The sequence below is a fragment of the Kitasatospora setae KM-6054 genome, assembly GCF_000269985.1.
Taxonomy (GTDB): domain Bacteria; phylum Actinomycetota; class Actinomycetes; order Streptomycetales; family Streptomycetaceae; genus Kitasatospora; species Kitasatospora setae.
Genome location: NC_016109.1, coordinates 3,352,529 through 3,372,367, shown reverse-complemented (window position 1 = coordinate 3,372,367; position 19,839 = coordinate 3,352,529). Strand labels below are relative to the sequence as shown.

Genomic DNA, 19,839 nt, shown 5'->3' with positions numbered 1-19,839 from the left:
TCATAATGTATGAAAACTTCTTGGCCGTGTACCCGGAGGATTTCAGGGAGGCGGAACGCCCTTCAGCCTTTTCCCACCTTGAGGGGGTCGCCGGGGGAACGGAGCTGATGGCCATTGGTGCCGGAAGTTCCTTCGGCAACGGCATCATCCGGATCCACGATGCCCACCAGTCCCGCCGTGCCGTCGCGCTCATCGGGGAGGTCTTCCCCGAGTACCAGGGGCGCGTCATCCCGTTCGCCAAGGACTGGCTGGGACGGCAGTTCGCGGTTCCCACTCACGACGGACTGCCGACCGCTGATCGGATTCTTCTCATGGAGCCGGGATCCGGAGACGCTTTCGTCGTCGACGTGACCCTGGCCGACCTCTTCGACCAGGAGATGGTCGAGGAGCCGGACACGTTCCTCGCGGCCGACCTGTTCGCGGAGTGGCGCCGTCAGTACCCCGGGCGGGTTCCAGCCGATGAGTGCGTGGGGTTCAAGGTCCCCCTCTTCCTGGGTGGTCAGGGAGAGGTCGAAAACCTTGAGGTGAGCGACGAGGAGGTCTACTGGGGCCTTTTCGGTCAGCTGCGTTCCCAAGTGAAAGGGTGACAGGAACGGAGCATGACCGTGTGCTGACCACTGCCCGAAAGCGGTCCCCGAATCGGTAGGAGGTTGGGGCGGCACGGAGAGCGGCTCCGCCTGGCTTCGGCCAGGCGGAGCCGCTCTGTCATGTGTGGTGTCGGCCCATTCTCGGGCCAGCCCCGCCGCCGTGGCGCAGGCGATCCACTTGAAGCCGGTGAGTGTTTCGGTGCGGCCGAGGCCGGCTGCGACGGCACACCGCCCCTATGGGGGCGAAACCTCCCGCGAGCGGGTTGACGCCCTTGATGTGGCGGTCGGTCACCGGCTTCGAGCCGTTGACCAGGAAGCTGCTGATGCGCAGACTCGGTCGCCGTCGCCCAAGGAGCAGCGGACTGCCAGTGCCGGTGACAGTAGTGGGAATTTCGCCATCATCGGTGTGCGCAACATTGAAGTCGGCCAGATCATCAAAAAGGTTGCCGCCAACGGCGATGTCGAGAGAGGGGAAAATGATCATTCCCGGGCATGGTGATTCCCTTCCGGAGGCTGTCGATGTGGATCTGATCACGTTTGACGGAGCGGATCTGATGGGGGAGCCAGAATTCTGGGCGGCCTACTGTCTCAATCAGTCGATCGAGGATGATTCATTGCTCGCGCGTGCGTGGGCGGTGGAAGTTCCTTCGATTCGCGAGATGCAGCGGGCCCTCTGGTCTCCGGATGCATGGCCGACTTTCGAGGTTCCCATCGACGGCGGTTCGTCCCTGGTGGTTGTCTTCCGCAACGTCGAGGACGACTCTGGTGTCGACTACCTGGTGGTGCCGCCCGGCGGAAGGGACTGCATCAGGGTGGCCACTCTGGAAGGCGGCTACCAGGGTCCGGGGATTTCGTGGGATGAAGTGCTCCGGGTTGCGAACCGGGCGGCTGATCCGCTTGCTCGGGCGCAGCGAATGCTGTTGCTGGCGCCCGCGCTGGGGGATGTCGAGGTGGCGGATTCGGGAGGTGTGGACATGCTGGCCGATGCCCTGCGGGCGGTCGGGGTGCAGGCGCATTCCGAGGAGGTTGCCGAGCTCATCGCCACGGAGAACCTCCAATGGGAGCCCGTCGAATGGCGCACCACCGAGGGCGGCATCCGGGTGTGTGCCTCGGAGGAGAGCCCGAGGAGTATGAACAGCGCTGTTTCGTTGTCCGATGAGCAGTTGCGGGTCGTCTCCGAACTTCTTGCCGGATAGCAGCACGAAGAGGTCCCGCCGACTGTTGTCGGCGGGACCTCGGCGCGTCCTGGTGTTGTTGGCACCGGGGCCCGCAGTCGGTGGTGCGGGTGATTCAGGCCAGCCCGGCCGCCGTGGCGAAGTCGTGCTTGAGGGCGTCCAGCAGGTCCTGGGCGGCGGCGCGGGTGGCCGGGAGGTCGGCCGGGGTGGGGACGGGGAGGACGGCCTCCAGGTAGCACTTGAGCTTGGGTTCGGTGCCGGAGGGGCGGACGACGACGCGGGCGGAGGCGACGGCGGGGCCGGCCAAGAGGTAGCGGAGGCCGTCGGTGGGGGGGAGGTCGGGGGTGCCGGTGGTGAGGTCGTCGGCGCGGGTGACGGTGAGGCCGGCCAGCTCGGTGGGGGGCTTGTCGCGGAGGGTGGTCATCGCGTCGGTGATGACGGTGAGGTCGTCGACGCGGACGGAGAGCTGGTCGGTGGCGTGCAGGCCGTGGGTGAGGGCGAGGTCGTCGAGGAGGTCGGTGAGGGTGCGGCCGTCGCGCTTGAGGCCGGCGGCGAGTTCGGCGATCTGGAGGGCGGCGGTGATGCCGTCCTTGTCGCGGACGCCGTCGGGGTCGACGCAGTAGCCGAGGGCCTCCTCGTAGCCGTAGCGGATGTGCTCGGCGCGGGCGATCCACTTGAAGCCGGTGAGGGTCTCGGTGTAGCCGAGGCCGGCGGCGGCGGCGATCCTGCCGAGCAGGGTGGAGGAGACGATGGTGGTGGCGAAGACGCCGTCGGTGCCGGTGGCGGCGACGGCGGCGCCGAGGAGGGCGCCGACCTCGTCGCCGCGGAGCATCCGCCAGCCGCCGTCGGCGGCGGGGTCGGGGACGGCGACGGCGCAGCGGTCGGCGTCGGGGTCGTTGGCGATGACGAGGTCGGGGCGGGCTTCGCGGGCGGTGGCGAAGGCGAGGTCCATCGCGCCGGGTTCCTCGGGGTTGGGGAACGCGACGGTGGGGAAGTCGGGGTCGGGTTCGGCCTGTTCGGCGACGACGGTGGGGGCGGGGAAGCCGGCGGCGGCGAACGCGGCGAGCAGGACGTCGCGGCCGACGCCGTGCAGCGGGGTGTAGACGGTGGTGAGCTCGCGCGCCCCGGCCGGGTCGAGGACGGCGGCGGCGCGGGCCAGGTACGCGGTGAGGACGTCGTCGCCGAGGACCTCCCAGCCGCTCTCGGCGCGCGGGATGCCGGCCAGCGGGCCGAGCGCGTCGATCTCGGCGGCGATGTCGGCGTCGGCGGGCGGGACGATCTGCGAGCCGTCGCCGAGGTAGACCTTGTAGCCGTTGTCCCGGGGCGGGTTGTGGCTGGCGGTGACGACCACGCCGGCCGCCGCGCCGAGTTGCCGGATCGCGAAGGCGAGGACGGGGGTGGGCAGGGCGCGGGGCAGCAGCGCGGCGCGCAGGCCGGCGCCGACGACCACGGCGGCGGTGTCGAGCGCGAAGTCGTACGACTTGTGGCGGGCGTCGTAGCCGATCACCACCAGGTCGCCGAGCTCGGGGTGCCGGCGGACGTACCCGGCCAGGCCGGCGGCGGCCCGGATCACCACGGCGCGGTTCATCCTGGTCGGCCCGGCGCCCAGCTCGCCGCGCAGCCCGGCGGTGCCGAACTGGAGGCGTCCGGCGAAGCGCTCGGCCAGCCGGGACCAGGCGATCCGCTCCTCGGCCTCGGCTTCCGGGCCCTCGGCGGCGGCCAGCAGGGCGGTCAGCTCGGCGCGGGTCTGCGGGTCGGGGTCCTCGGCCAGCCAGGTGCGGGCCCGGTCGAGGAGGTCGGTGGTGGGTTCCTTCGGCATGCGGCCCGCTCCTTGGGAGATGGGGGTGGGAGGACGAGAGGACGAGGGGGGTGCGGAGGGCGAGGGGAGGGGACAGCGGAGCGCCGCCGCGCACGGGACCCGCGCGCGGCGGCGCCGCCTCTCCTCGTCACGCCCCCGATTCTCCGTCAGGGCGGATCCCCGGCCGGGGAGGTCCGCCCGCCGGAGGGGGTGTCAGATCCGTTCCAGGACCTGCGCCAGCAGCGCGCCCATCCGCTCGGCGGACGCCTTGCCGGCCTCCAGCACCTCGGCGTGGTTGAGCGGTTCGCCGGTGATGCCCGCGGCCAGGTTGGTGACCAGCGAGAGGCCGAGCACCTCGGCGCCGGCCTCGCGGGCGGCGATGGCCTCCAGGGTGGTGGACATGCCGACGAGCTCGCCGCCGATCGCCCGGGCCATGTTGACCTCGGCCGGGGTCTCGTAGTGCGGGCCGCGGAACTGCACGTAGACGGCCTCGTCGAGGGAGGGGTCGATCTCGCGGCAGAGGGCGCGCAGCCGCTTGGAGTACAGGTCGGTGAGGTCGACGAAGTTGGCGCCGACGATCGGGGAGTCCGCGGTCAGGTTGATGTGGTCGCTGATCAGCACCGGCTGGCCGGGGACCCAGCCCGCGCGCAGGCCGCCGCAGCCGTTGGTGAGCACGATCGTCCGGCAACCGGCGGCGGCGGCGGTGCGCACGCCGTGCACCACGGTGGCCACGCCGTGGCCCTCGTAGTAGTGGTTGCGGCCGAGGAAGACCAGGGCCCGGCGGTCGTCGTCGCCGGGGATCCGCACCGAGCGGATGGTGCCGGCGTGGCCGGCCACCGAGGGGGCGGGGAAGCCGGGCAGGTCGGTGACCGGGAATTCCGCCAGCGTCTCGCCGAGCGCGTCGGCGGCGGGCACCCAGCCGGAGCCCATCACCAGGGCGACGTCGTGGCGCTCGGCGCCGGTGAGTTCGCGCAGCCGGTCGGCGGCGGCCCGGGCGGCGGCGTAGGGGTCGGCGGGGGCGACCGTCTGAGGAGATGCGTTCACACGGTCGAGGATAGGTCACATTTGCCTACGCGCGTAGACAGCGCGCCCGGGCCATGCCGGATCGTTACCCGGATTGCGTGGAACGACAGCATTCGTCCCCCGGGCGCGGGCCGCGCCCGGGCGAACGCACCAGCCTCAGCAGGGTCGGCGGCGCAGGTCCAGCACGTAGTCGTCGGGGGCGCCGGCGCTCTCCGCCGCGTCCGCGATCAGGCCCAGGTAGCGGGCCGCGGGCAGGCCGCCCTCGTAGTCGTTCAGCACGTACGTCCAGACCGCGACCTCGCCGTCCAGGGTCTGCGCGCGCAGCTTCACCTTGCGGTAGATGCCGAGCTGGACGCCCTCCCAGCGGTCGAGGCCCTCCTCGTCCATCGGCGCCACGTCGTACAGCGAGACGAAGACCTGCTCCTTCTCGTCCTCGACCACGGTGGCCAGCGAGCCCTCCCAGCCGAGCTGCTCGCCGCCGAAGGTCAGCCGCCAGCCGGGCAGCCAGCCGGTGCCGCGCAGCGGGGAGTGCGGGGCGCGCCGGGACATCTGCCGGGCGTCGAGGTTGGTGGCGTAGGCGGCGTAGAGCGACATGGCGCCAGCCTACGGGAGCCGGACGGCCTACCGGGCCGTCCGGCCGGGGCGGGCCTACCGTGGAGGGAGGTCTCACCCCGCGGGCGGACCCGCCCCGCTCGGGGGCGGGGTGCGCGCCGGACGGGAGTGTCCTGATGCGACGGCTACCGGTGGCGGTGGGTGTCCCGGCCGCGGCGGCGGTGCTGCTGGCGACCACGGCGGCCCTGGCGGGCTGCGGCTCCGGCGGAGGCGCCGGCTCCGGCGCCAGCCCGCCGGCCGCGGTCACCGTCACCGCGACGCCGACCCCGACGCCGACCGTCACGGTCACGCCGACGCCCACCCCGACCGTCACCGTCACGCCGCAGACGGTCACCGCGACGCCGAACCCGACCGTCACGGTCACCACCGCGAAGGGCGGCAACCCGACCCTCACCAACGCCACCGCCGTGGTCACGCAGTACTACCAGGACATCACCGACCACGACTACGCGGCGGCCTGGGCGCTGGGCGGCCGGAACATCGGCGGCAGCGACTACGCCGGCTGGGTGCGGGGCTACGCCACCACGGCCCGGATCTACCTCGGCACCAGCAGCGAGTTCGGCTCCGGCCAGGTCCGGGCGGTGATCTACGCGGAGCAGACCGACGGCAGCACCAGGACGTACGAGGGCACCTACACGGTCTCCGGCGGAGTGCTGGTCGGCGCCTCGATCCGGCAGACCGGCTGACGGCGCGGCGGGACGGCGCGGGGCGGGGCGTGCGGGGCGTGCGGCGCGGGCCGGTCGGCGGCCGGACGAAGTGAGAGGGGAACAACAACGGCCCCGGCGTGGAATCGGTTCCGGGGTGCGGGACAATGGGGCACGTGACTCGGATCGTGATCATCGGTGGCGGACCAGGCGGATACGAGGCGGCCCTCGTGGCAGCCCAGCTCGGCGCGGAGGTGACCGTCGTCGACCGCGACGGTCTGGGCGGATCGGCGGTGCTGACGGACTGCGTGCCGTCCAAGACGCTGATCGCCACCGCCGAGGTGATGACCAGCTTCGACAGCTCCTACGAGGAACTCGGCATCCTGGTCGCGGACGGCACGCCGGACCCGGCCGACCCGGCCCGGGTGGTCGGCGTCGACCTCGGCAAGGTCAACCGGCGCGTGAAGCGGCTGGCGATCGCCCAGTCGCACGACATCACCCAGGCCGTCACCCGGGCCGGCGTCACCGTGCTGCGCGGCCGCGGCCGGCTGGGCAGCGGCGGCCAGGCGATCGACGGCTCCCGCGAGGTGCTGGTCGAACTGGCCGACGGCGCCACCGAGTCGGTGCGCGCCGACGCGGTGCTGATCGCCACCGGCGTCCGCCCGCGCGAACTGCCGGACGCCCAGCCGGACGGCGAGCGGATCCTGGCCTGGACCCAGGTGTACGACCTGGAGGAGCTGCCGCGCGAGCTGATCGTGGTCGGCTCCGGCGTCACCGGCGCCGAGTTCGCCGGCGCCTACCAGGCGCTCGGCTCGAACGTCACGCTGGTCTCCTCGCGCGACCGGGTGCTCCCGGGCGAGGACCCGGACGCCGCCGAGGTGCTGGAGGACGTGTTCCGCCGCCGCGGCATGAACGTGATGAGCCGCTCGCGGGCGGTCTCGGTGAAGAGGTTTTCGGAACGGGCAGAAGGCGCACAGGGACCCTCCTCGCCGGAGGCGGGCAAGGAGGGATGGATCGGCGACCGGGTCGAGGTGACGCTGGCGGACGGCAAGGTGATCACCGGCACGCACTGTCTGATGGCGGTCGGCTCGATCCCGAACACCGCCGACCTCGGCCTGGAGGAGGCCGGTGTCGCGGTGAACGACTGGGGCCAGATCCAGGTGGACCGGGTCTCCCGCACCTCCGCCCCCGGCGTGTACGCGGCCGGCGACTGCACCGGCGTCTTCATGCTGGCCTCGGTGGCCGCCATGCAGGGCCGGATCGCGATGTACCACGCGCTCGGCGACGCGGTGCAGCCGCTGAACCTGAAGACCGTGGCGTCCAACGTGTTCACCGACCCGGAGATCGCCACCGTCGGCTACACCCACGCCGACGTGTCCTGCGGGAAGATGGACGCCGTCGAGGTCAAGCTCCCGCTGCGCGGCAACCCGCGGGCCAAGATGCAGGGCATCCGGGACGGCTTCGTGAAGCTGTTCGCCCGCCCCGGCACCGGCATCGTGGTCGGCGGCGTGGTGGTCGCCCCGCGCGCCTCCGAGCTGATCCACTCCATCTCGCTGGCCGTCGACAACAACCTGACGGTCGAGCAGGTCGCCGGCGCCTTCACGGTCTACCCGTCGCTCTCCGGCTCCACCGCCGAGGCCGCCCGCCAGCTGCACATCCGCAAGCGCGAGGGCGCCGAGTCGTAACGCCCCCGGGGCCCCGGGCGGCGCACGCCCGGGGCGTGCGGGACGTACCGGAACGAGCCGGGCGCGCACTGACCGGCTCACCCGGCCGAGGGAGCGCGCATTGTACGGTCGTGCGCCGTTCCGAGGTGAGCAAATCCCGTTACCAGGTGCAAACGCCTGAAAGCAGACGGTCACTCGGGTTACCGTCGGTCCTGTGTTTGCAGCAGAACGTCGCCAGTTGATCCTTGAGATGGTGCGCGCCAACGGAGCGGTTTCGCTCCGCGAGTTGGCCCGCGTCGTCCAGACCTCCGAAGTCACCGTCCGCCGGGACGTCCGGGCGCTGGAGTCCGAAGGGCTGCTCGACCGCCGCCACGGCGGCGCGGTGCTGCCCGGCGGGTTCAGCCGGGACCCCGGCTACCCGCAGAAGACCCACCTCGCCACCGCCGAGAAGAGCGCCATCGCCGATCTCGCCGCGGACCTGGTCGAGGAGGGCGACGCCATCGTGGTCGGCGCCGGCACCACCACCCAGGAGCTGGCCCGCCGGCTCGCCCGGGTGCCGGGGCTGACGGTGGTCACCAACTCGCTGCTGGTCGCCCAGGCGCTGGCGCACGCCAACCGGGTCGAGGTGGTGATGACCGGCGGCACCCTGCGCGGCTCCAACTACGCCCTGGTGGGCAGCGGCGCCGAGCAGTCGCTGGCCGGGCTGCGGGTGACCAAGGCCTTCATCTCCGGCAGCGGCCTGACCGCCGACCGCGGCCTGTCCACCGCCAACATGCTCTCCGCCTCGGTGGACCGGGCGCTGGTGCAGGCCGCCAACGAGGTGATCGTGCTGGCCGACCACACCAAGCTCGGCGCGGACAGCATGTTCCAGACCGTCGCCACCGAGGCGATCACCCGGCTGGTCACCGACGAGCGCACCCTGCTCGACGACCTGACCTCCCGGGAACAGCACGCGCTCGCCGACTGCGGGGTGCAGATCTCGGTGGCCTCGCTCGGCCTGGCCCCCGACGCCGGACACCAGCAGCCCGCCCGCCGGGCCGCCCCGCCGCCGTCCGGCCTGGCCGCCGGCGGCCCGCTGCCCGGCCAGCGCCGCCCCGCCCCGCACGGCGCCCTGCCGCCGCCGGCCCGGCTCGCCGAACGCATCCGCTGACGCGCGGGGGCACGGAGCGCGGGGGCACGGGGTGAAGGGCCGCCGGCTGACCGGTTCCGGCCCGCCCACCGCCGACCCCTGGCCGCCCCGCCCGCCCCGCTTGTAGCGTCTGGCCCCATGGACGCAGCGAGCGAAACACTCGACCGCACAACCGAATTGACGGTGCGTGAGGCCCGTGGCGGCCAAGGCCCCGCGACCTGGGGACAGCGCGCCATCCACTCCGCCCTGGTCCGGCTCGGCCCCGAGGCGCCCCGCTACAACCTGAAGCTGGCCGCGCCCGTCGACCCCGGCATGACGCCGGAGGCGGTGCTCCGCGCCTACGCCGAACTGCTGCACCTGCACGACGCGTTGCGCACCCGGCTGGTCGAGCGGGACGGCGACCTGACGCAGGTCGCCGACCCGGAGGGCGTCCTGCCGGTGGCGCTGCTGCACCGGGACACCCCCGAGGCGGCCGCCGCGGCCGCCGAGGAACTGCTCGGCGCGTACGCCCGGCAGCCCTTCGACCTGGCCGGCGAGTGGCCGGTCCGGCTCGGGCTGGTGCTGGTCGACGGCCTGGTCCGGTGGACGGTCGTGGTGCTCTCGCACACCGCCGCCGACGGCTGGGGGATGCGCCGGATGGTCCGCGACCTGATGCTGCTGGCGGCCGGTCGCACCGCCCGGGAGCTGCGCGCCGAACGGGAGTTCGCCCAGCCGCTGGAGGAGGCCGCCGGGCAGTCCGGGCCGCGCGGCCGCCGCCGGGACGCCGCCGCCCGCCGGCACTGGCGGGAGAAGCTGACCGCGGGCCCGCGCGTCCTGCTGCCCCGCCCGGACGGCGAACCCGACCCGGAGCGGACCTTCCCGTACGCGGTGCTGCGCTCCCCGGCGCTGGCCGCCGCGCTCCCGGCGGTCGCCGCCCGGCTGCGCACCAGCGACGCCACCGTGCTGCTGGCCGCGGCCGCCACCGAGTTGGCCCGGCTCGGCGGGCAGCGCGGCTTCCTGTGCCAGGTGGTGGTCGGCAACCGGTTCACCGAGCTGGCCGCCGAGGCCGTCACCACGCTCGCCCAGGAGGGCCTGTTCCACCTCCCGGAGATCTCCCCGGACTTCGCCGAGACGGTCCGCCGCGCGCACGGCCCGGCGCTCAGCGCGTACCGCCACTCCGGTTACGACAAGCCGCGGTTGGACGCCGACCTGGAGGAACTGCGGGCGTCCGGCGTCGAGTTGGCCGACCACTCGGTGTTCTGGAACGACACCCGGGACCCGCTGGCCGCGCTGATGTCCGACGCCCCGGCCCCGGGGGCCGCCGGGGAGCGGGAGTTGAGCTTCCCGGACGAGTTCCCGGTGCGCCCGGGGGTGTCCGTCGCGGTGGACGTGGTGGTGGTGCCCGGCGCGGTCGAGCTGCGGATGGTGGTGGACAGCGCGCTGCTCGGCCGAGAGCAGATGGCCGAGTTCCTGTGCGGCGTCGAGGAGTTGGTCCTCGGCGTGGCCGAATAGCCCGAAGGGCGGCGGGAGTCCGCGGACTCCCGCCGCCCTTCACGGTGCCGAGGAGGCTCAGGCGTCCTTGATGTCGCAGAGGGGGGCGCCGCTGGAGACGGCGGCGCCGACCTCGGCGGCGAGGTTGGTGATGGTGCCGGCCTTGTGGGCGTTCAGCGGCTGCTCCATCTTCATGGCTTCGAGGACGACGATGAGGTCGCCCTCGGCGACGCTCTGGCCCTCCTCGACGGCGACCTTGACGATGGTGCCCTGCATGGGGGAGGCGAGGGTGTCGCCGGAGGCGGCGGCGCCGGCCTTCTTCGCGCCGACGCGGCGCTTGGCCTTGGCCCCGCCGGCCGCGCCGGCCGCGGGGGCGGTGGGCAGGCCGAGGGAGGAGGGGAGGGAGACCTCGATGCGCTTGCCGCCGACCTCGACCACGACGGTCTCGCGGCCCTCGGGCTCCTCGCCGTCGGTGCCGGTGCCCGCGAACGGCGGGATGGTGTTGTCGAACTCGGTCTCGATCCAGCGGGTGTGGACGGTGAACGGCTGCTGGGTTCCGGTGAGTTCGGGCGCGAAGGCGGGGTCGGTGACGACGGCCTGGTGGAAGGGGATGGCGGTGGCCATGCCCTCGACCTTGAACTCGGCCAGGGCGCGGCGGGCGCGCTGGAGGGCCTGGGCGCGGTCGGCGCCGGTGACGACGAGCTTGGCGAGCAGGGAGTCCCAGGCGGGGCCGATCACGGAGCCGGTCTCGACGCCGGCGTCCAGGCGGACGCCGGGGCCGGTGGGGGGGTTGAAGAGGGTGACGGTGCCGGGGGCGGGCAGGAAGCCGCGGCCGGGGTCCTCGCCGTTGATGCGGAACTCGAAGGAGTGACCGCGCACGGGCGGGTCGTCGTAGCCGAGGGCCTCGCCGTCGGCGATCCGGAACATCTCGCGGACCAGGTCGAGGCCGGTGACCTCTTCGGAGACGGGGTGTTCGACCTGGAGGCGGGTGTTGACCTCGAGGAAGGAGATCAGGCCGTCCTGGGAGACGAGGAACTCGCAGGTGCCGGCGCCGACGTAGCCGGCCTCGCGGAGGATGGCCTTGGAGGCGCGGTAGAGCTCGGCGTTCTGGGCGTCGGTGAGGAACGGGGCGGGGGCTTCCTCGACGAGTTTCTGGTGGCGGCGCTGGAGGGAGCAGTCGCGGGTGGAGACGACCACGACGTTGCCGTGGGTGTCGGCCAGGCACTGGGTCTCGACGTGGCGGGGCTTGTCGAGGTACTGCTCGACGAAGCACTCGCCGCGGCCGAAGGCGGCGACGGCCTCGCGGACGGCGGACTCGTAGAGCTCGGGGATCTCCTCCAGCGTGCGGGCGACCTTGAGGCCGCGGCCGCCGCCGCCGAAGGCGGCCTTGATGGCGACGGGCAGGCCGTGCTCGGTGGCGAAGGCGACGACCTCGTCGGCGCCGGAGACCGGGTCGGGGGTGCCGGCGACCAGGGGGGCGCCGGCGCGCTGGGCGACGTGGCGGGCGGTGACCTTGTCGCCGAGGTCGCGGATGGCCTGGGGCGGGGGGCCGATCCAGGTCAGACCCGCGTCGAGGACGGCCTGGGCGAAGTCGGCGTTCTCGGAGAGGAAGCCGTAGCCGGGGTGGACGGCGTCGGCGCCGGAGTCGGCGGCGGCCTTGAGGACCTTGGCGATGTCCAGGTAGCTGGTGGCGGGGGTGTCGCCGCCCAGGGCGTACGCCTCGTCGGCCGCGCGCACGTGCAGCGCGTCCCGGTCGGGCTCCGCGTAGACCGCGACACTGGCGATACCCGCGTCCCGGCAGGCCCGGGCGACGCGGACGGCGATTTCTCCGCGGTTGGCGATGAGCACCTTGCGCACTGTGGCTCCCTTCTCGAACCTCGTCGAGTCTATGGATGGAAGGGCGCTACCGGCGAGTAGTCCCTGGTGGTGAGCGTGCTCACACGCTCGATTGCCGGACTCCGTTGCGCGTGGCGGCCGTTGGCGGCGCACCGCAGGCAGCGAGCCCGAAGCGGTCATGGCCGGGGCGGCGGCGGGGCCGGCCCGGAGCGGGTGGCCTTCGCCACATCGGGGCGGTTCAGCCGGCCGCCACGGGCTGCGGACGGGTGGTGGCCGCAGCCGTCACGTCGGCCTCGAACTCGACCACGTCCGGCCCGTAGGCGCGGGCGTTCACCACCCGCAGCACCACCGCGAACGCGCCGTCCCGGCCGTGCCGGCGGGCCAGCTCCCGGTGGTGCGCGAGCAGGTAGCGGGCCGCCGCGTGGTTGGAGACCGCGGTCTGCCCGGCTATCAGGAACACCGGCCGGCTGCCCTCGCGCAGGTGCACCCGGGCCAGCAGCGCGTGCGCCCGCTGGCCGGGCTCCTCCCGGGAGGTCAGGAAGCGGAACTCCCGCGCGCCGACCAGCAGGGTGTGCACCGGGTGCCCGGCCTCCTCGGGCGGGGAGACGAACGCGACGCCCGGCAGCCAGGACTCCAGGTGGGCCGCCGTCCGCTTGTTGCCGACCGGGCCGCCCACGCAGAACTCGGTCTTGTCGCCGAGCCCCTGCCGGACCTCGTCGTGACCGGTCAGCGTCGCCCGCGCCCCGCACTCGCGGACCAGCGCGGCCAGTTCCATCAGCGCGTACACGTCGTCGCGGGCCACGCTCCTCGCGTCCGTCGCCGACGCCTGCCGGTTGACCACCAGCAGCGCCTCGCCGCCGACCGGCAGGCCGAAGAAGGCGCGCTCCCGCTCCAGCCGGCGGCGCCGGCGCAGCGACTGGGCCAGCCAGCCGAGGCCGGCGCTGATCGCCGAAGCGACGAGCCCGAGGACGACGTTGAGCACTCCATCGGTCATCTGCGGCTCCTCGTCGCCCCTTTCCGGTCCGGTTCGTCAGCCTAACGGTGGGTCGGCGGGTGCAGGAGTGGAAATCTGCAACAGATGTGCGGGCCGGGTTCTGTTCGTTTCCGCACCCCGTGAGCGGAATCGACTGATCCGCTTCGCGCGCGGCGATAACGGAATGGTTCAGACCATTGACCGGTTTCGGGCCGCTCCCTAGCGTCGCAGCCACCACGCACCATTCGTACGATTCACGGGGGAAAACGTGAAGCGTTCCGCACCGCCCGTCGCGCTGGCCGCCGCCGCGCTGCTGCTCACCGCCTGCTCCGGCGGCAGCGGCGGCGGGGGAGAGGACGGCGCCGCGCGCGCCGCCGCGAGCCCGAGCGCCAACACCTACGGCTGCGTCACCCGGCAGCAGGCCGAGAAGGGCTCCTTCACCCTCGACGGCGGCACCGCCGCCGGCACCTACCTGGACGCCTACTACCGGGACTCCGACGCGGGAGGGGCCAAGGTCGGGGTGATCTTCTCGCACCAGGCCGACGGCTCGCTCTGCGAGTGGGCGCCCGCCTTCGACGCGTTCACCAAGGCCGGGTACGCGATCCTCGCCGTCACCTGCTCGGGCGACGTCACCGAGGCCGTCAAGGCCGCCGAACGCTACTACCAGGGCAAGGGCGTCGGCGCGGTCGCGCTGGTCGGCGCCTCCAAGGGCGCGGCCGCCTCGCTGGTCGCCGCCAAGCTGGCCAACCCGCTGCCGGTGCGGGCCGTGGTCTCGCTCAGCTCGCCCACCTCGTACCCGCTGTTCAACGCGGAGATGGCCGTCACCGTGGTGAAGACCCCGACCTACTTCGCCGCCGAGCAGCTCGACACCCCGTTCAGCGCCGACGCCCGGACCCTGTACGACGCCTCGGTCGCCGAGGACAAGCAGCTCAAGATCTACCCGGGCAGCCACCACGGCGCCCCGCTGCTCCAGGACGGCGCGCTGCCCGACGTGCTCGGCTACCTGGCCAAGCACGCCCCGGCGACCGGCTGACGCGACTCCCTAGGCCCAGAGGTCGGTGATGCGCACGTCCAGCTCGGCGAGCAGCGTGCGCAGCAGCGGCAGCGACAGGCCGATCACGTTGCCGGGGTCGCCGTCGATCCCCTCCACGAACGGCGCCGAACGGCCGTCCAGGGTGAACGCCCCGGCCACGTGCAGCGGTTCGCCGGAGGCGACGTACGCGGCGACCTCGGCGTCGTCCGGCGTCCCGAACCGGACGGTGGTCGAGGCGGTCGCGCTCGCCCGCCTCCCGGTCGCGGTGTCGATCACGCAGTGGCCGGTGCGCAGCACGCCCGCGCGGCCGCGCATCGAGCGCCAGCGGGCCAGCGCCTGGGCCGCGTCGGCCGGCTTGCCGAGCGCGGCGCCGTCCAGCTCCAGCACCGAGTCGCAGCCCACCACCAGCGGCGGCTCACCCGGCTCGGCGGCCAGCTCGCCGGCCACCTTCTCCGCCTTCGCGACCGCCAGCACCAGCGCCAACTCGCCCGGCGTTGCGGCGCTCAGCGCGTCCTCGTCCACCCCGCTGACCCGCACCAGCGGATCCAGGCCCGCCTGCCGCAGCAGGCCCAGCCGGGCGGGGGAGGCGGACGCGAGAACCAGCGGGCGGCGAGCGGTCATGGGCCCCAGCCTAGCGTTCTAGACCAGCACCAGGGCCGCGCCGACGAGCGCCAGCAGCGCGATCAGCAGCGCCGTCCGGCGCAGCCTGCGCTGCACCTCGCGGGCCTCTTGCGACGGTTCGTCGCGCGGGTCTGACCAGAGCACCTCACCAGCCTGCAACGGCCGGGCCGACGGCGCCTGAGTACGCGTACTCAGTCCGGCGTAGCGGAAATGGTTCGGGTCCCCGCTTGACGCGGGGGCCCGCTTTCCCTGCAATAGAGCAACTGACTTGTCGGGTCCATGATTTGCGGAGTGCGGTCCGTCGATCCACCCCCACCGTCCCGGCGGTCGGCCTTCCCTGGTCAGGGCGCGTGCGCAGGCACGGAAAAAACCACCCCACTGGTTTCGCCTGAGGAGTCGACACCCCATGTCCCAACTCACCACCACCGCGAGAAGCACCGCCGACGCGGCCCGTCCGCACCTGATCGCGCTGTACCGCGTCGTGGTCGGCCTGCTCTTCACCTGCCACGGCGCCGCGTCGCTCTTCGGCGTCCTCGGCGGCGCCCACGGCGGCGGCACCGTCCCGGCCGGCAGCTGGCCCGGCTGGTACGCGGCCGTCATCCAACTCGTCTGCGGCGGGCTGGTCCTGCTCGGCGTCGGCACCCGGACCGCCGCGCTGCTGGCCTCCGGCTCGATGGCCTACGCCTACTTCACCGTCCACCAGGAGAACGCGCTCTTCCCGCTGCAGAACGGCGGCGAGGCGTCCGTCCTCTTCTGCTGGGCCTTCCTGCTGATCGCGATCCTCGGCCCGGGCAGTTTCGCGCTCGGCCAGGCGCTGCGCAGGTCCTGACCGGACGGGGCCCGGGGAACGGCGACCGTTCCCCGGGCCCCGCCGTTCCCCGGCCCCCGCGCGGCGTCGGTCAGCGCGGCCAGAGGCTGGTGCGCCACGCGTGCGGGCCCGGGGCGGGCAGCGGGCGCGGGACGCGGACGGTCCAGGAGGAGGCCGGGCCGGCGGCCGGGCCGGCGGCGGCCCGGGTCGCGGCCCGGGATTGGACCACCGCCAGGACGGTGGCCAGCTCCTCGGGGGTCGGCTGCCCGTGCAGCACCTGGATGGGGGTCATGGCGCGGAGTCCCTTCTGCCGGTCTAGAGCGGGATGTTGCCGTGCTTCTTCGGCGGGAGCGACTCCCGCTTGCCGCGCAGCGCCCGCAGGCCGCGGACGATGTGCCGCCGGGTCTCGCTGGGCGCGATGACCGCGTCGACGTAGCCGCGCTCGGCGGCCAGGTACGGGTTGAGCAGGGTGTCCTCGTACGAGGCGAGCAGCTCGGCGCGGCGCTCCTCGCCGAGGCCCTCGGCCTCCGCGGCGGCGATCTCCCGGCGGTGCAGGATGTTGACCGCGCCCTGGGCGCCCATCACGGCGATCTGGGCGGTCGGCCAGGCCAGGTTGATGTCCGCGCCGAGGTGCTTGGAGCCCATCACGTCGTACGCGCCGCCGAACGCCTTGCGGGTGATGACGGTGATCAGCGGCACGGTGGCCTCCGCGTACGCGAAGATCAGCTTGGCGCCGCGCCGGATGATGCCGTCCCACTCCTGGCCGGTGCCGGGCAGGAAGCCGGGCACGTCGACGAAGGTCAGCACCGGGATGTTGAACGCGTCGCAGGTCCGCACGAAGCGGGCCGCCTTCTCGCTGGCGGCGATGTCCAGGCAGCCGGCCAGGTCCATCGGCTGGTTGCCGACCACGCCGACCGGGTGGCCCTCGACCCGGCCGAAGCCGATCACGATGTTGCCCGCGTACAGCGGCTGGACCTCCAGGAAGTCGCCGTCGTCCAGCACGTGCTCGACCACCCGGCGGATGTCGTACGGCTGGTTCGCCGAGTCCGGGACGATCGCGTCGAGTTCGAGGTCCCCGGCGGTGATCGACAGGTCGGCCCGCTCCGGGTAGACCGGCGGGTCGCTCAGGTTGTTCGACGGCAGGTAGGAGAGCAGCGCCTTGACGTACTCGACGGCCTCCTTCTCGTCGGCGGCCAGGTAGTGCGCGTTGCCGGACTTGGTGTTGTGGGTGCGGGCGCCGCCCAGCTCCTCCATGTCGACGCTCTCGCCGGTGACGGTCCTGATCACGTCCGGCCCGGTGATGAACATGTGCGAGGTCTGGTCGGCCATCACCACGAAGTCCGTCACCGCGGGGGAGTACACCGCGCCGCCCGCGCACGGGCCCATGATCAGCGAGATCTGCGGGATCACCCCGGACGCGTGCACGTTGCGCCGGAAGATCTCGCCGTACAGGCCGAGCGAGACCACGCCCTCCTGGATCCGCGCGCCGCCGGAGTCGTTGATGCCGATCATCGGGCAGCCGGTCTTCAGCGCGAAGTCCATCACCTTGACGATCTTCTCGCCGAACACCTCGCCCAGCGAGCCGCCGAACACCGTGAAGTCCTGGGCGAACACCGCGACCTGACGGCCGTCCACGGTGCCGTAGCCGGTCACCACGCCGTCGCCGTACGGGCGGTTCCTCTCCTGCCCGAAGTTGGTCGAGCGGTGCCGGGCGAACTCGTCGAACTCCACGAAGGAGTCCTCGTCCAGCAGTTCGGCGATCCGCTCGCGGGCCGTCAGCTTGCCCTTGGCGTGCTGCTTCTCCACCGCCGCGGCCGAGCCGGAGTGCACCGCCTCGTCGATCCGCCGGCGCAGGTCGGCGAGCTTCCCGGCGGTGGTGTGCGGTGCCTTCGGGTCCTGCGGTGCCTGCGGTGCCTGGGTCATTCCGGTGGCTCTCCCTGCGTCCTCGGCCGCCGGCCCGGCGCGCGAAGGGGTGCGGGCAGGGCGGCGCTGCGGTCTACCGTTGAGTAGCGTAACCAGCGGCGGCGCGCCCGTGGTTATGGCCATCGCCACATCGTGCCACCGCGCTCCCTGCGGGACGATGAGGCGGCGTACGGCGTCCGGAAAACCGCCCTGGGCAAGGCCCTAGGCTGGCCCGGTGACCACTCCCGACAGCCCCCGCCCCCGCCGCTCCGGCCTGCGCGGCTTCGGCCACGACGGCCCCTCCCCGTGGACCGACCTGGAGCGCCCGCCGTTGGACGAACGGGCCCTGCGGCTCGACCTGCTGCGTCCCGGGGCGCTGTGGACCTCACTCGATGTGGTGAGCGAGACCGGCTCCACCAACGCCGACCTCGCCGCCCGCGCCCAGGACGGCGCGCCGGAGGGCGCCGTGCTGGTCGCCGAGTCGCAGCAGGCCGGCCGGGGCCGGCTCGACCGCCGCTGGAGCGCCCCGCCGCGCTCCGGGCTGTTCCTGTCGGTGCTGCTGCGCCCGCAGGGCGTGCCGGTCGAGCGCTACGGCTGGCTGCCGATCCTGATCGGCACCGCCGTCTCCGCCACCCTCGACCGGATCGCCGGCCTGCGCACCGGCCTGAAGTGGCCCAACGACCTGCAGACCGACGTCGACGGGCGGGAGCGCAAGCTCGGCGGCATCCTCACCGAGCTGTCCGGCGGCGCCGTGGTGGCCGGCCTCGGCCTGAACGTCTCGCTGCGCGCCGACGAACTGCCCGTCCCCACCGCGACCTCGCTCGCGCTGGCCGGCGCCGAGACCACCGACCGGCAGACCCTGCTGCGCGCCGTGCTGCGCGAGTTCGCCGACCTGTACGGCGAGTGGACCGCCGCGGCCGGCGACCCGCACGCCAGCGGCCTGCTGCCCGCGTACACCGCCCGCTGCACCACGCTGAACCGGCCGGTGCGGGTCCAGCTGCCCGGCGAGCGCGAACTGCTCGGCCAGGCCGTCGCGGTGGACGGCGACGGGCGGCTGGTGGTGCGCACCCCCGACGGCGTCCGGCACCCGGTCTCGGCGGGCGACGTGGTGCACGTCCGCCCGCAGGACTGAGGGCGCCGGACGGTCCGCGGCGCGGTCTCACCCTGCGGGACCGGCCGCCCGGCTACCGGGCGGATGCCCCGGATTACGCGATTCCGTGCGAACATTCCACCTGGCAGCGGTGTGAGGCTCGCCACTACCCCCGCGGTGGTCGCGTGCCGGCACCTCCAGGACGGCAAGAGAGCAAGTGCGGCCCACCGCACGGGGACGGACCGGTGACTGACAACGGCGGCGCCACGACGGGCTCCGGCAACGGCGCGACGGACGAGACCACCGTCGCCACCGACCTGGAGCGGCTGATCCTCGACGCGCCGCGCAAGTACACCCCGTACCAGGCCGCGCGCGCCGCCGAGGTCCCGATGGACCTCGCCACCCGGTTCTGGCGCGCCATGGGCTTCCCCGACATCGGCCAGTCCCGCGCCCTCACCGACAACGACGTGATCGCGCTGCGCCGGCTGGCCGGCCTGATCGAGTCCGGGCTGCTCAGCGAACCGATGGCGATCCAGGTGGCCCGCTCCACCGGCCAGACCACCGCCCGGCTGGCCGGCTGGCAGATGGACACCTTCCTCGACAACCTCACCCAGCCCGTCGAGCCCGGCATGACCCGCTCCGACGTCGCCTACCCGCTGGTCGAACTGCTGCTGCCCGAGCTGGAGCAGTTCCTGGTGTACGTCTGGCGCCGCCAGCTCGCCGCCGTCACCGGCCGGGTGGTCGCCGCCGCCGAGGACCACGAGGTCACCTCCGGCCGGCTCGCCGTCGCCTTCGCCGACCTGGTCGGCTTCACCCGGCTCTCCCGCCGGCTGGAGGAGGAGGAGCTCGGCGAACTCGTCGAGGGCTTCGAGAACACCTGCTCCGACCTGATCGCCGGCCAGGGCGGCCGGGTCGTCAAGACGCTCGGCGACGAGATCCTGTTCGTCTCCGAGGACCCGGCCACCGTCGCCGAGATCGCCCTCTCCCTGGTCGAGACCCTCGCCAAGGAGGACAACATGCCCGCCCTCCGGGTCGGCATGGCCTTCGGCACCGTCACCTCCCGGATGGGCGACGTCTTCGGCACCACCGTCAACCTCGCCTCCCGGCTCACCTCGATCGCCCCCAAGGACGCCGTCCTGGTCGACGGCGAACTCGCCGCCGCGCTCGACCGGGACGGCACCGCCGCCCTCCCCGAGACCGCGCCCGCCCCCGGCCACCGCTTCAACCTCCAGCCGATGTGGCGCCGCCCGGTCCGCGGCCTCGGCCTGGTCGAGCCCTGGCTGCTCACCCGGGTGCCCGGCACCGACTGAACCGGCCGCCCCCGCCGCCCCGCCCCGCACCCCGCCGGTCCCGTTCCGTCGTCTTCGGTCGAAAACCGTGCAGACCCCCCTAGGCTGGGTAAAAGGGTCACACGGGCGGGAGGACGGCTGACGGTGAGTAGCGGTGAGTGAGGCGACCATGGACGAGCAGACCT

General features: G+C 73.4%; 20 protein-coding genes. 11 read left to right on the top strand and 9 right to left on the bottom strand.

All coding sequences use genetic code 11. The annotated features are described in order from the left end of the window. Positions 1-26: 26 nt before the first annotated feature. The 3 genes from KSE_RS14770 to KSE_RS38425 all read left to right on the top strand — a co-directional run bounded on the left by KSE_RS14770 (position 27) and on the right by KSE_RS38425 (position 1,783). A complete protein-coding gene (locus tag KSE_RS14770) occupies positions 27-587 on the top strand; it encodes a T6SS immunity protein Tdi1 domain-containing protein (RefSeq protein ID WP_063747466.1) in 561 nt (186 codons plus the stop codon). A 160-nt stretch (positions 588-747) separates the two neighbouring features. Then, positions 748-1,086, top strand: coding sequence for a hypothetical protein (locus tag KSE_RS42140; protein WP_148283100.1), 339 nt, complete (start codon positions 748-750; stop codon positions 1,084-1,086). 22 nt (positions 1,087-1,108) lie between these two features. Further along, positions 1,109-1,783, top strand: a complete 675-nt coding sequence (locus KSE_RS38425; RefSeq protein WP_051055227.1) for a hypothetical protein — start codon at positions 1,109-1,111, stop codon at positions 1,781-1,783. Positions 1,784-1,877: 94 nt separating this feature from the next. Here KSE_RS38425 and KSE_RS14760 read toward each other — a convergent pair whose 3' ends face one another. From KSE_RS14760 to KSE_RS14750, 3 genes are all read right to left on the bottom strand, one after another. Further along, a complete protein-coding gene (locus KSE_RS14760; RefSeq protein WP_014136116.1) occupies positions 1,878-3,581 on the bottom strand; it encodes a phospho-sugar mutase in 1,704 nt (567 codons plus the stop codon). Positions 3,582-3,773: 192 nt separating this feature from the next. After that, entirely contained in the window at positions 3,774-4,604 is an 831-nt protein-coding gene (locus KSE_RS14755; RefSeq protein WP_014136115.1) for a purine-nucleoside phosphorylase, read from the bottom strand. A 135-nt stretch (positions 4,605-4,739) separates the two neighbouring features. Then, a complete protein-coding gene (locus tag KSE_RS14750) occupies positions 4,740-5,177 on the bottom strand; it encodes a gamma-glutamylcyclotransferase (protein ID WP_014136114.1) in 438 nt (145 codons plus the stop codon). Between the two features lie 134 nt (positions 5,178-5,311). Between KSE_RS14750 and KSE_RS38420 the strand changes: the two genes are divergently transcribed. The 4 genes from KSE_RS38420 to KSE_RS14730 all read left to right on the top strand — a co-directional run bounded on the left by KSE_RS38420 (position 5,312) and on the right by KSE_RS14730 (position 10,123). After that, a complete protein-coding gene (locus tag KSE_RS38420) occupies positions 5,312-5,881 on the top strand; it encodes a hypothetical protein (protein WP_148283099.1) in 570 nt (189 codons plus the stop codon). 125 nt (positions 5,882-6,006) lie between these two features. After that, the gene (locus KSE_RS14740) at positions 6,007-7,524 is read left to right on the top strand and encodes an NAD(P)H-quinone dehydrogenase (protein ID WP_033259271.1); all 1,518 of its coding nucleotides are present in this window, start codon (positions 6,007-6,009) and stop codon (positions 7,522-7,524) included. Between the two features lie 229 nt (positions 7,525-7,753). Beyond that, positions 7,754-8,653, top strand: a complete 900-nt coding sequence (locus KSE_RS14735) for a DeoR/GlpR family DNA-binding transcription regulator (protein ID WP_014136111.1) — start codon at positions 7,754-7,756, stop codon at positions 8,651-8,653. A gap of 162 nt (positions 8,654-8,815) precedes the next feature. Continuing rightward, on the top strand, positions 8,816-10,123 hold the full coding sequence (locus KSE_RS14730; RefSeq protein ID WP_014136110.1) for a condensation domain-containing protein: 1,308 nt from the start codon (positions 8,816-8,818) through the stop codon (positions 10,121-10,123). Between the two features lie 57 nt (positions 10,124-10,180). On the opposite strand, the gene KSE_RS14725 is transcribed toward KSE_RS14730, so the two are convergent. Continuing rightward, complete coding sequence (locus KSE_RS14725) at positions 10,181-11,959, bottom strand: acetyl/propionyl/methylcrotonyl-CoA carboxylase subunit alpha (protein ID WP_014136109.1); 1,779 nt, start codon at positions 11,957-11,959, stop codon at positions 10,181-10,183. 217 nt (positions 11,960-12,176) lie between these two features. After that, on the bottom strand, positions 12,177-12,932 hold the full coding sequence (locus KSE_RS14720; protein WP_014136108.1) for a hypothetical protein: 756 nt from the start codon (positions 12,930-12,932) through the stop codon (positions 12,177-12,179). A 247-nt stretch (positions 12,933-13,179) separates the two neighbouring features. Here KSE_RS14720 and KSE_RS14715 point away from each other — a divergent pair, with 247 nt between their 5' ends. Beyond that, positions 13,180-13,944 (top strand): alpha/beta hydrolase family protein, encoded by a 765-nt coding sequence (locus tag KSE_RS14715; protein ID WP_014136107.1) that lies wholly within the window; start codon positions 13,180-13,182, stop codon positions 13,942-13,944. Positions 13,945-13,953: 9 nt separating this feature from the next. On the opposite strand, the gene KSE_RS14710 is transcribed toward KSE_RS14715, so the two are convergent. Both KSE_RS14710 and mmpB read right to left on the bottom strand, forming a co-directional pair. Continuing rightward, the gene (locus tag KSE_RS14710; protein ID WP_014136106.1) at positions 13,954-14,565 is read right to left on the bottom strand and encodes a Maf family protein; all 612 of its coding nucleotides are present in this window, start codon (positions 14,563-14,565) and stop codon (positions 13,954-13,956) included. A gap of 18 nt (positions 14,566-14,583) precedes the next feature. Next, positions 14,584-14,709, bottom strand: a complete 126-nt coding sequence (gene mmpB, locus KSE_RS45815) for a morphogenic membrane protein MmpB (RefSeq protein WP_014136105.1) — start codon at positions 14,707-14,709, stop codon at positions 14,584-14,586. A 262-nt stretch (positions 14,710-14,971) separates the two neighbouring features. On the opposite strand from mmpB, the gene KSE_RS14705 reads away from it, so the two are divergent. Next, the gene (locus KSE_RS14705) at positions 14,972-15,394 is read left to right on the top strand and encodes a DoxX family protein (RefSeq protein WP_014136104.1); all 423 of its coding nucleotides are present in this window, start codon (positions 14,972-14,974) and stop codon (positions 15,392-15,394) included. 70 nt (positions 15,395-15,464) lie between these two features. Here the strand turns inward: KSE_RS14705 and KSE_RS14700 are convergent, their stop codons facing one another. Further along, on the bottom strand, positions 15,465-15,665 hold the full coding sequence (locus tag KSE_RS14700) for an acyl-CoA carboxylase subunit epsilon (RefSeq protein ID WP_014136103.1): 201 nt from the start codon (positions 15,663-15,665) through the stop codon (positions 15,465-15,467). A 23-nt stretch (positions 15,666-15,688) separates the two neighbouring features. Beyond that, positions 15,689-17,296 (bottom strand): acyl-CoA carboxylase subunit beta, encoded by a 1,608-nt coding sequence (locus KSE_RS14695; protein WP_014136102.1) that lies wholly within the window; start codon positions 17,294-17,296, stop codon positions 15,689-15,691. Between the two features lie 214 nt (positions 17,297-17,510). On the opposite strand from KSE_RS14695, the gene KSE_RS14690 reads away from it, so the two are divergent. Beyond that, entirely contained in the window at positions 17,511-18,407 is an 897-nt protein-coding gene (locus KSE_RS14690) for a biotin--[acetyl-CoA-carboxylase] ligase (RefSeq protein WP_014136101.1), read from the top strand. A 203-nt stretch (positions 18,408-18,610) separates the two neighbouring features. Next, entirely contained in the window at positions 18,611-19,675 is a 1,065-nt protein-coding gene (locus KSE_RS14685) for an adenylate/guanylate cyclase domain-containing protein (RefSeq protein WP_014136100.1), read from the top strand. The last annotated feature ends 164 nt before the right edge of the window (positions 19,676-19,839 follow it).

Bases quoted from the DNA above. Each gene is read 5' to 3' on its own strand.
- KSE_RS14760 (WP_014136116.1), bottom strand. From the start codon at position 3,581: ATGCCGAAGGAACCCACCACCGACCTCCTCGACCGGGCCCGCACCTGG.
- KSE_RS14750 (WP_014136114.1), bottom strand. From the start codon at position 5,177: ATGTCGCTCTACGCCGCCTACGCCACCAACCTCGACGCCCGGCAGATG.
- KSE_RS38420 (WP_148283099.1), top strand. From the start codon at position 5,312: ATGCGACGGCTACCGGTGGCGGTGGGTGTCCCGGCCGCGGCGGCGGTG.
- KSE_RS14740 (WP_033259271.1), top strand. From the start codon at position 6,007: ATGGGGCACGTGACTCGGATCGTGATCATCGGTGGCGGACCAGGCGGA.
- KSE_RS14735 (WP_014136111.1), top strand. From the start codon at position 7,754: ATGGTGCGCGCCAACGGAGCGGTTTCGCTCCGCGAGTTGGCCCGCGTC.
- KSE_RS14720 (WP_014136108.1), bottom strand. From the start codon at position 12,932: ATGACCGATGGAGTGCTCAACGTCGTCCTCGGGCTCGTCGCTTCGGCG.
- KSE_RS14710 (WP_014136106.1), bottom strand. From the start codon at position 14,565: ATGACCGCTCGCCGCCCGCTGGTTCTCGCGTCCGCCTCCCCCGCCCGG.
- KSE_RS14705 (WP_014136104.1), top strand. From the start codon at position 14,972: ATGTCCCAACTCACCACCACCGCGAGAAGCACCGCCGACGCGGCCCGT.
- KSE_RS14700 (WP_014136103.1), bottom strand. From the start codon at position 15,665: ATGACCCCCATCCAGGTGCTGCACGGGCAGCCGACCCCCGAGGAGCTG.
- KSE_RS14695 (WP_014136102.1), bottom strand. From the start codon at position 17,296: ATGACCCAGGCACCGCAGGCACCGCAGGACCCGAAGGCACCGCACACC.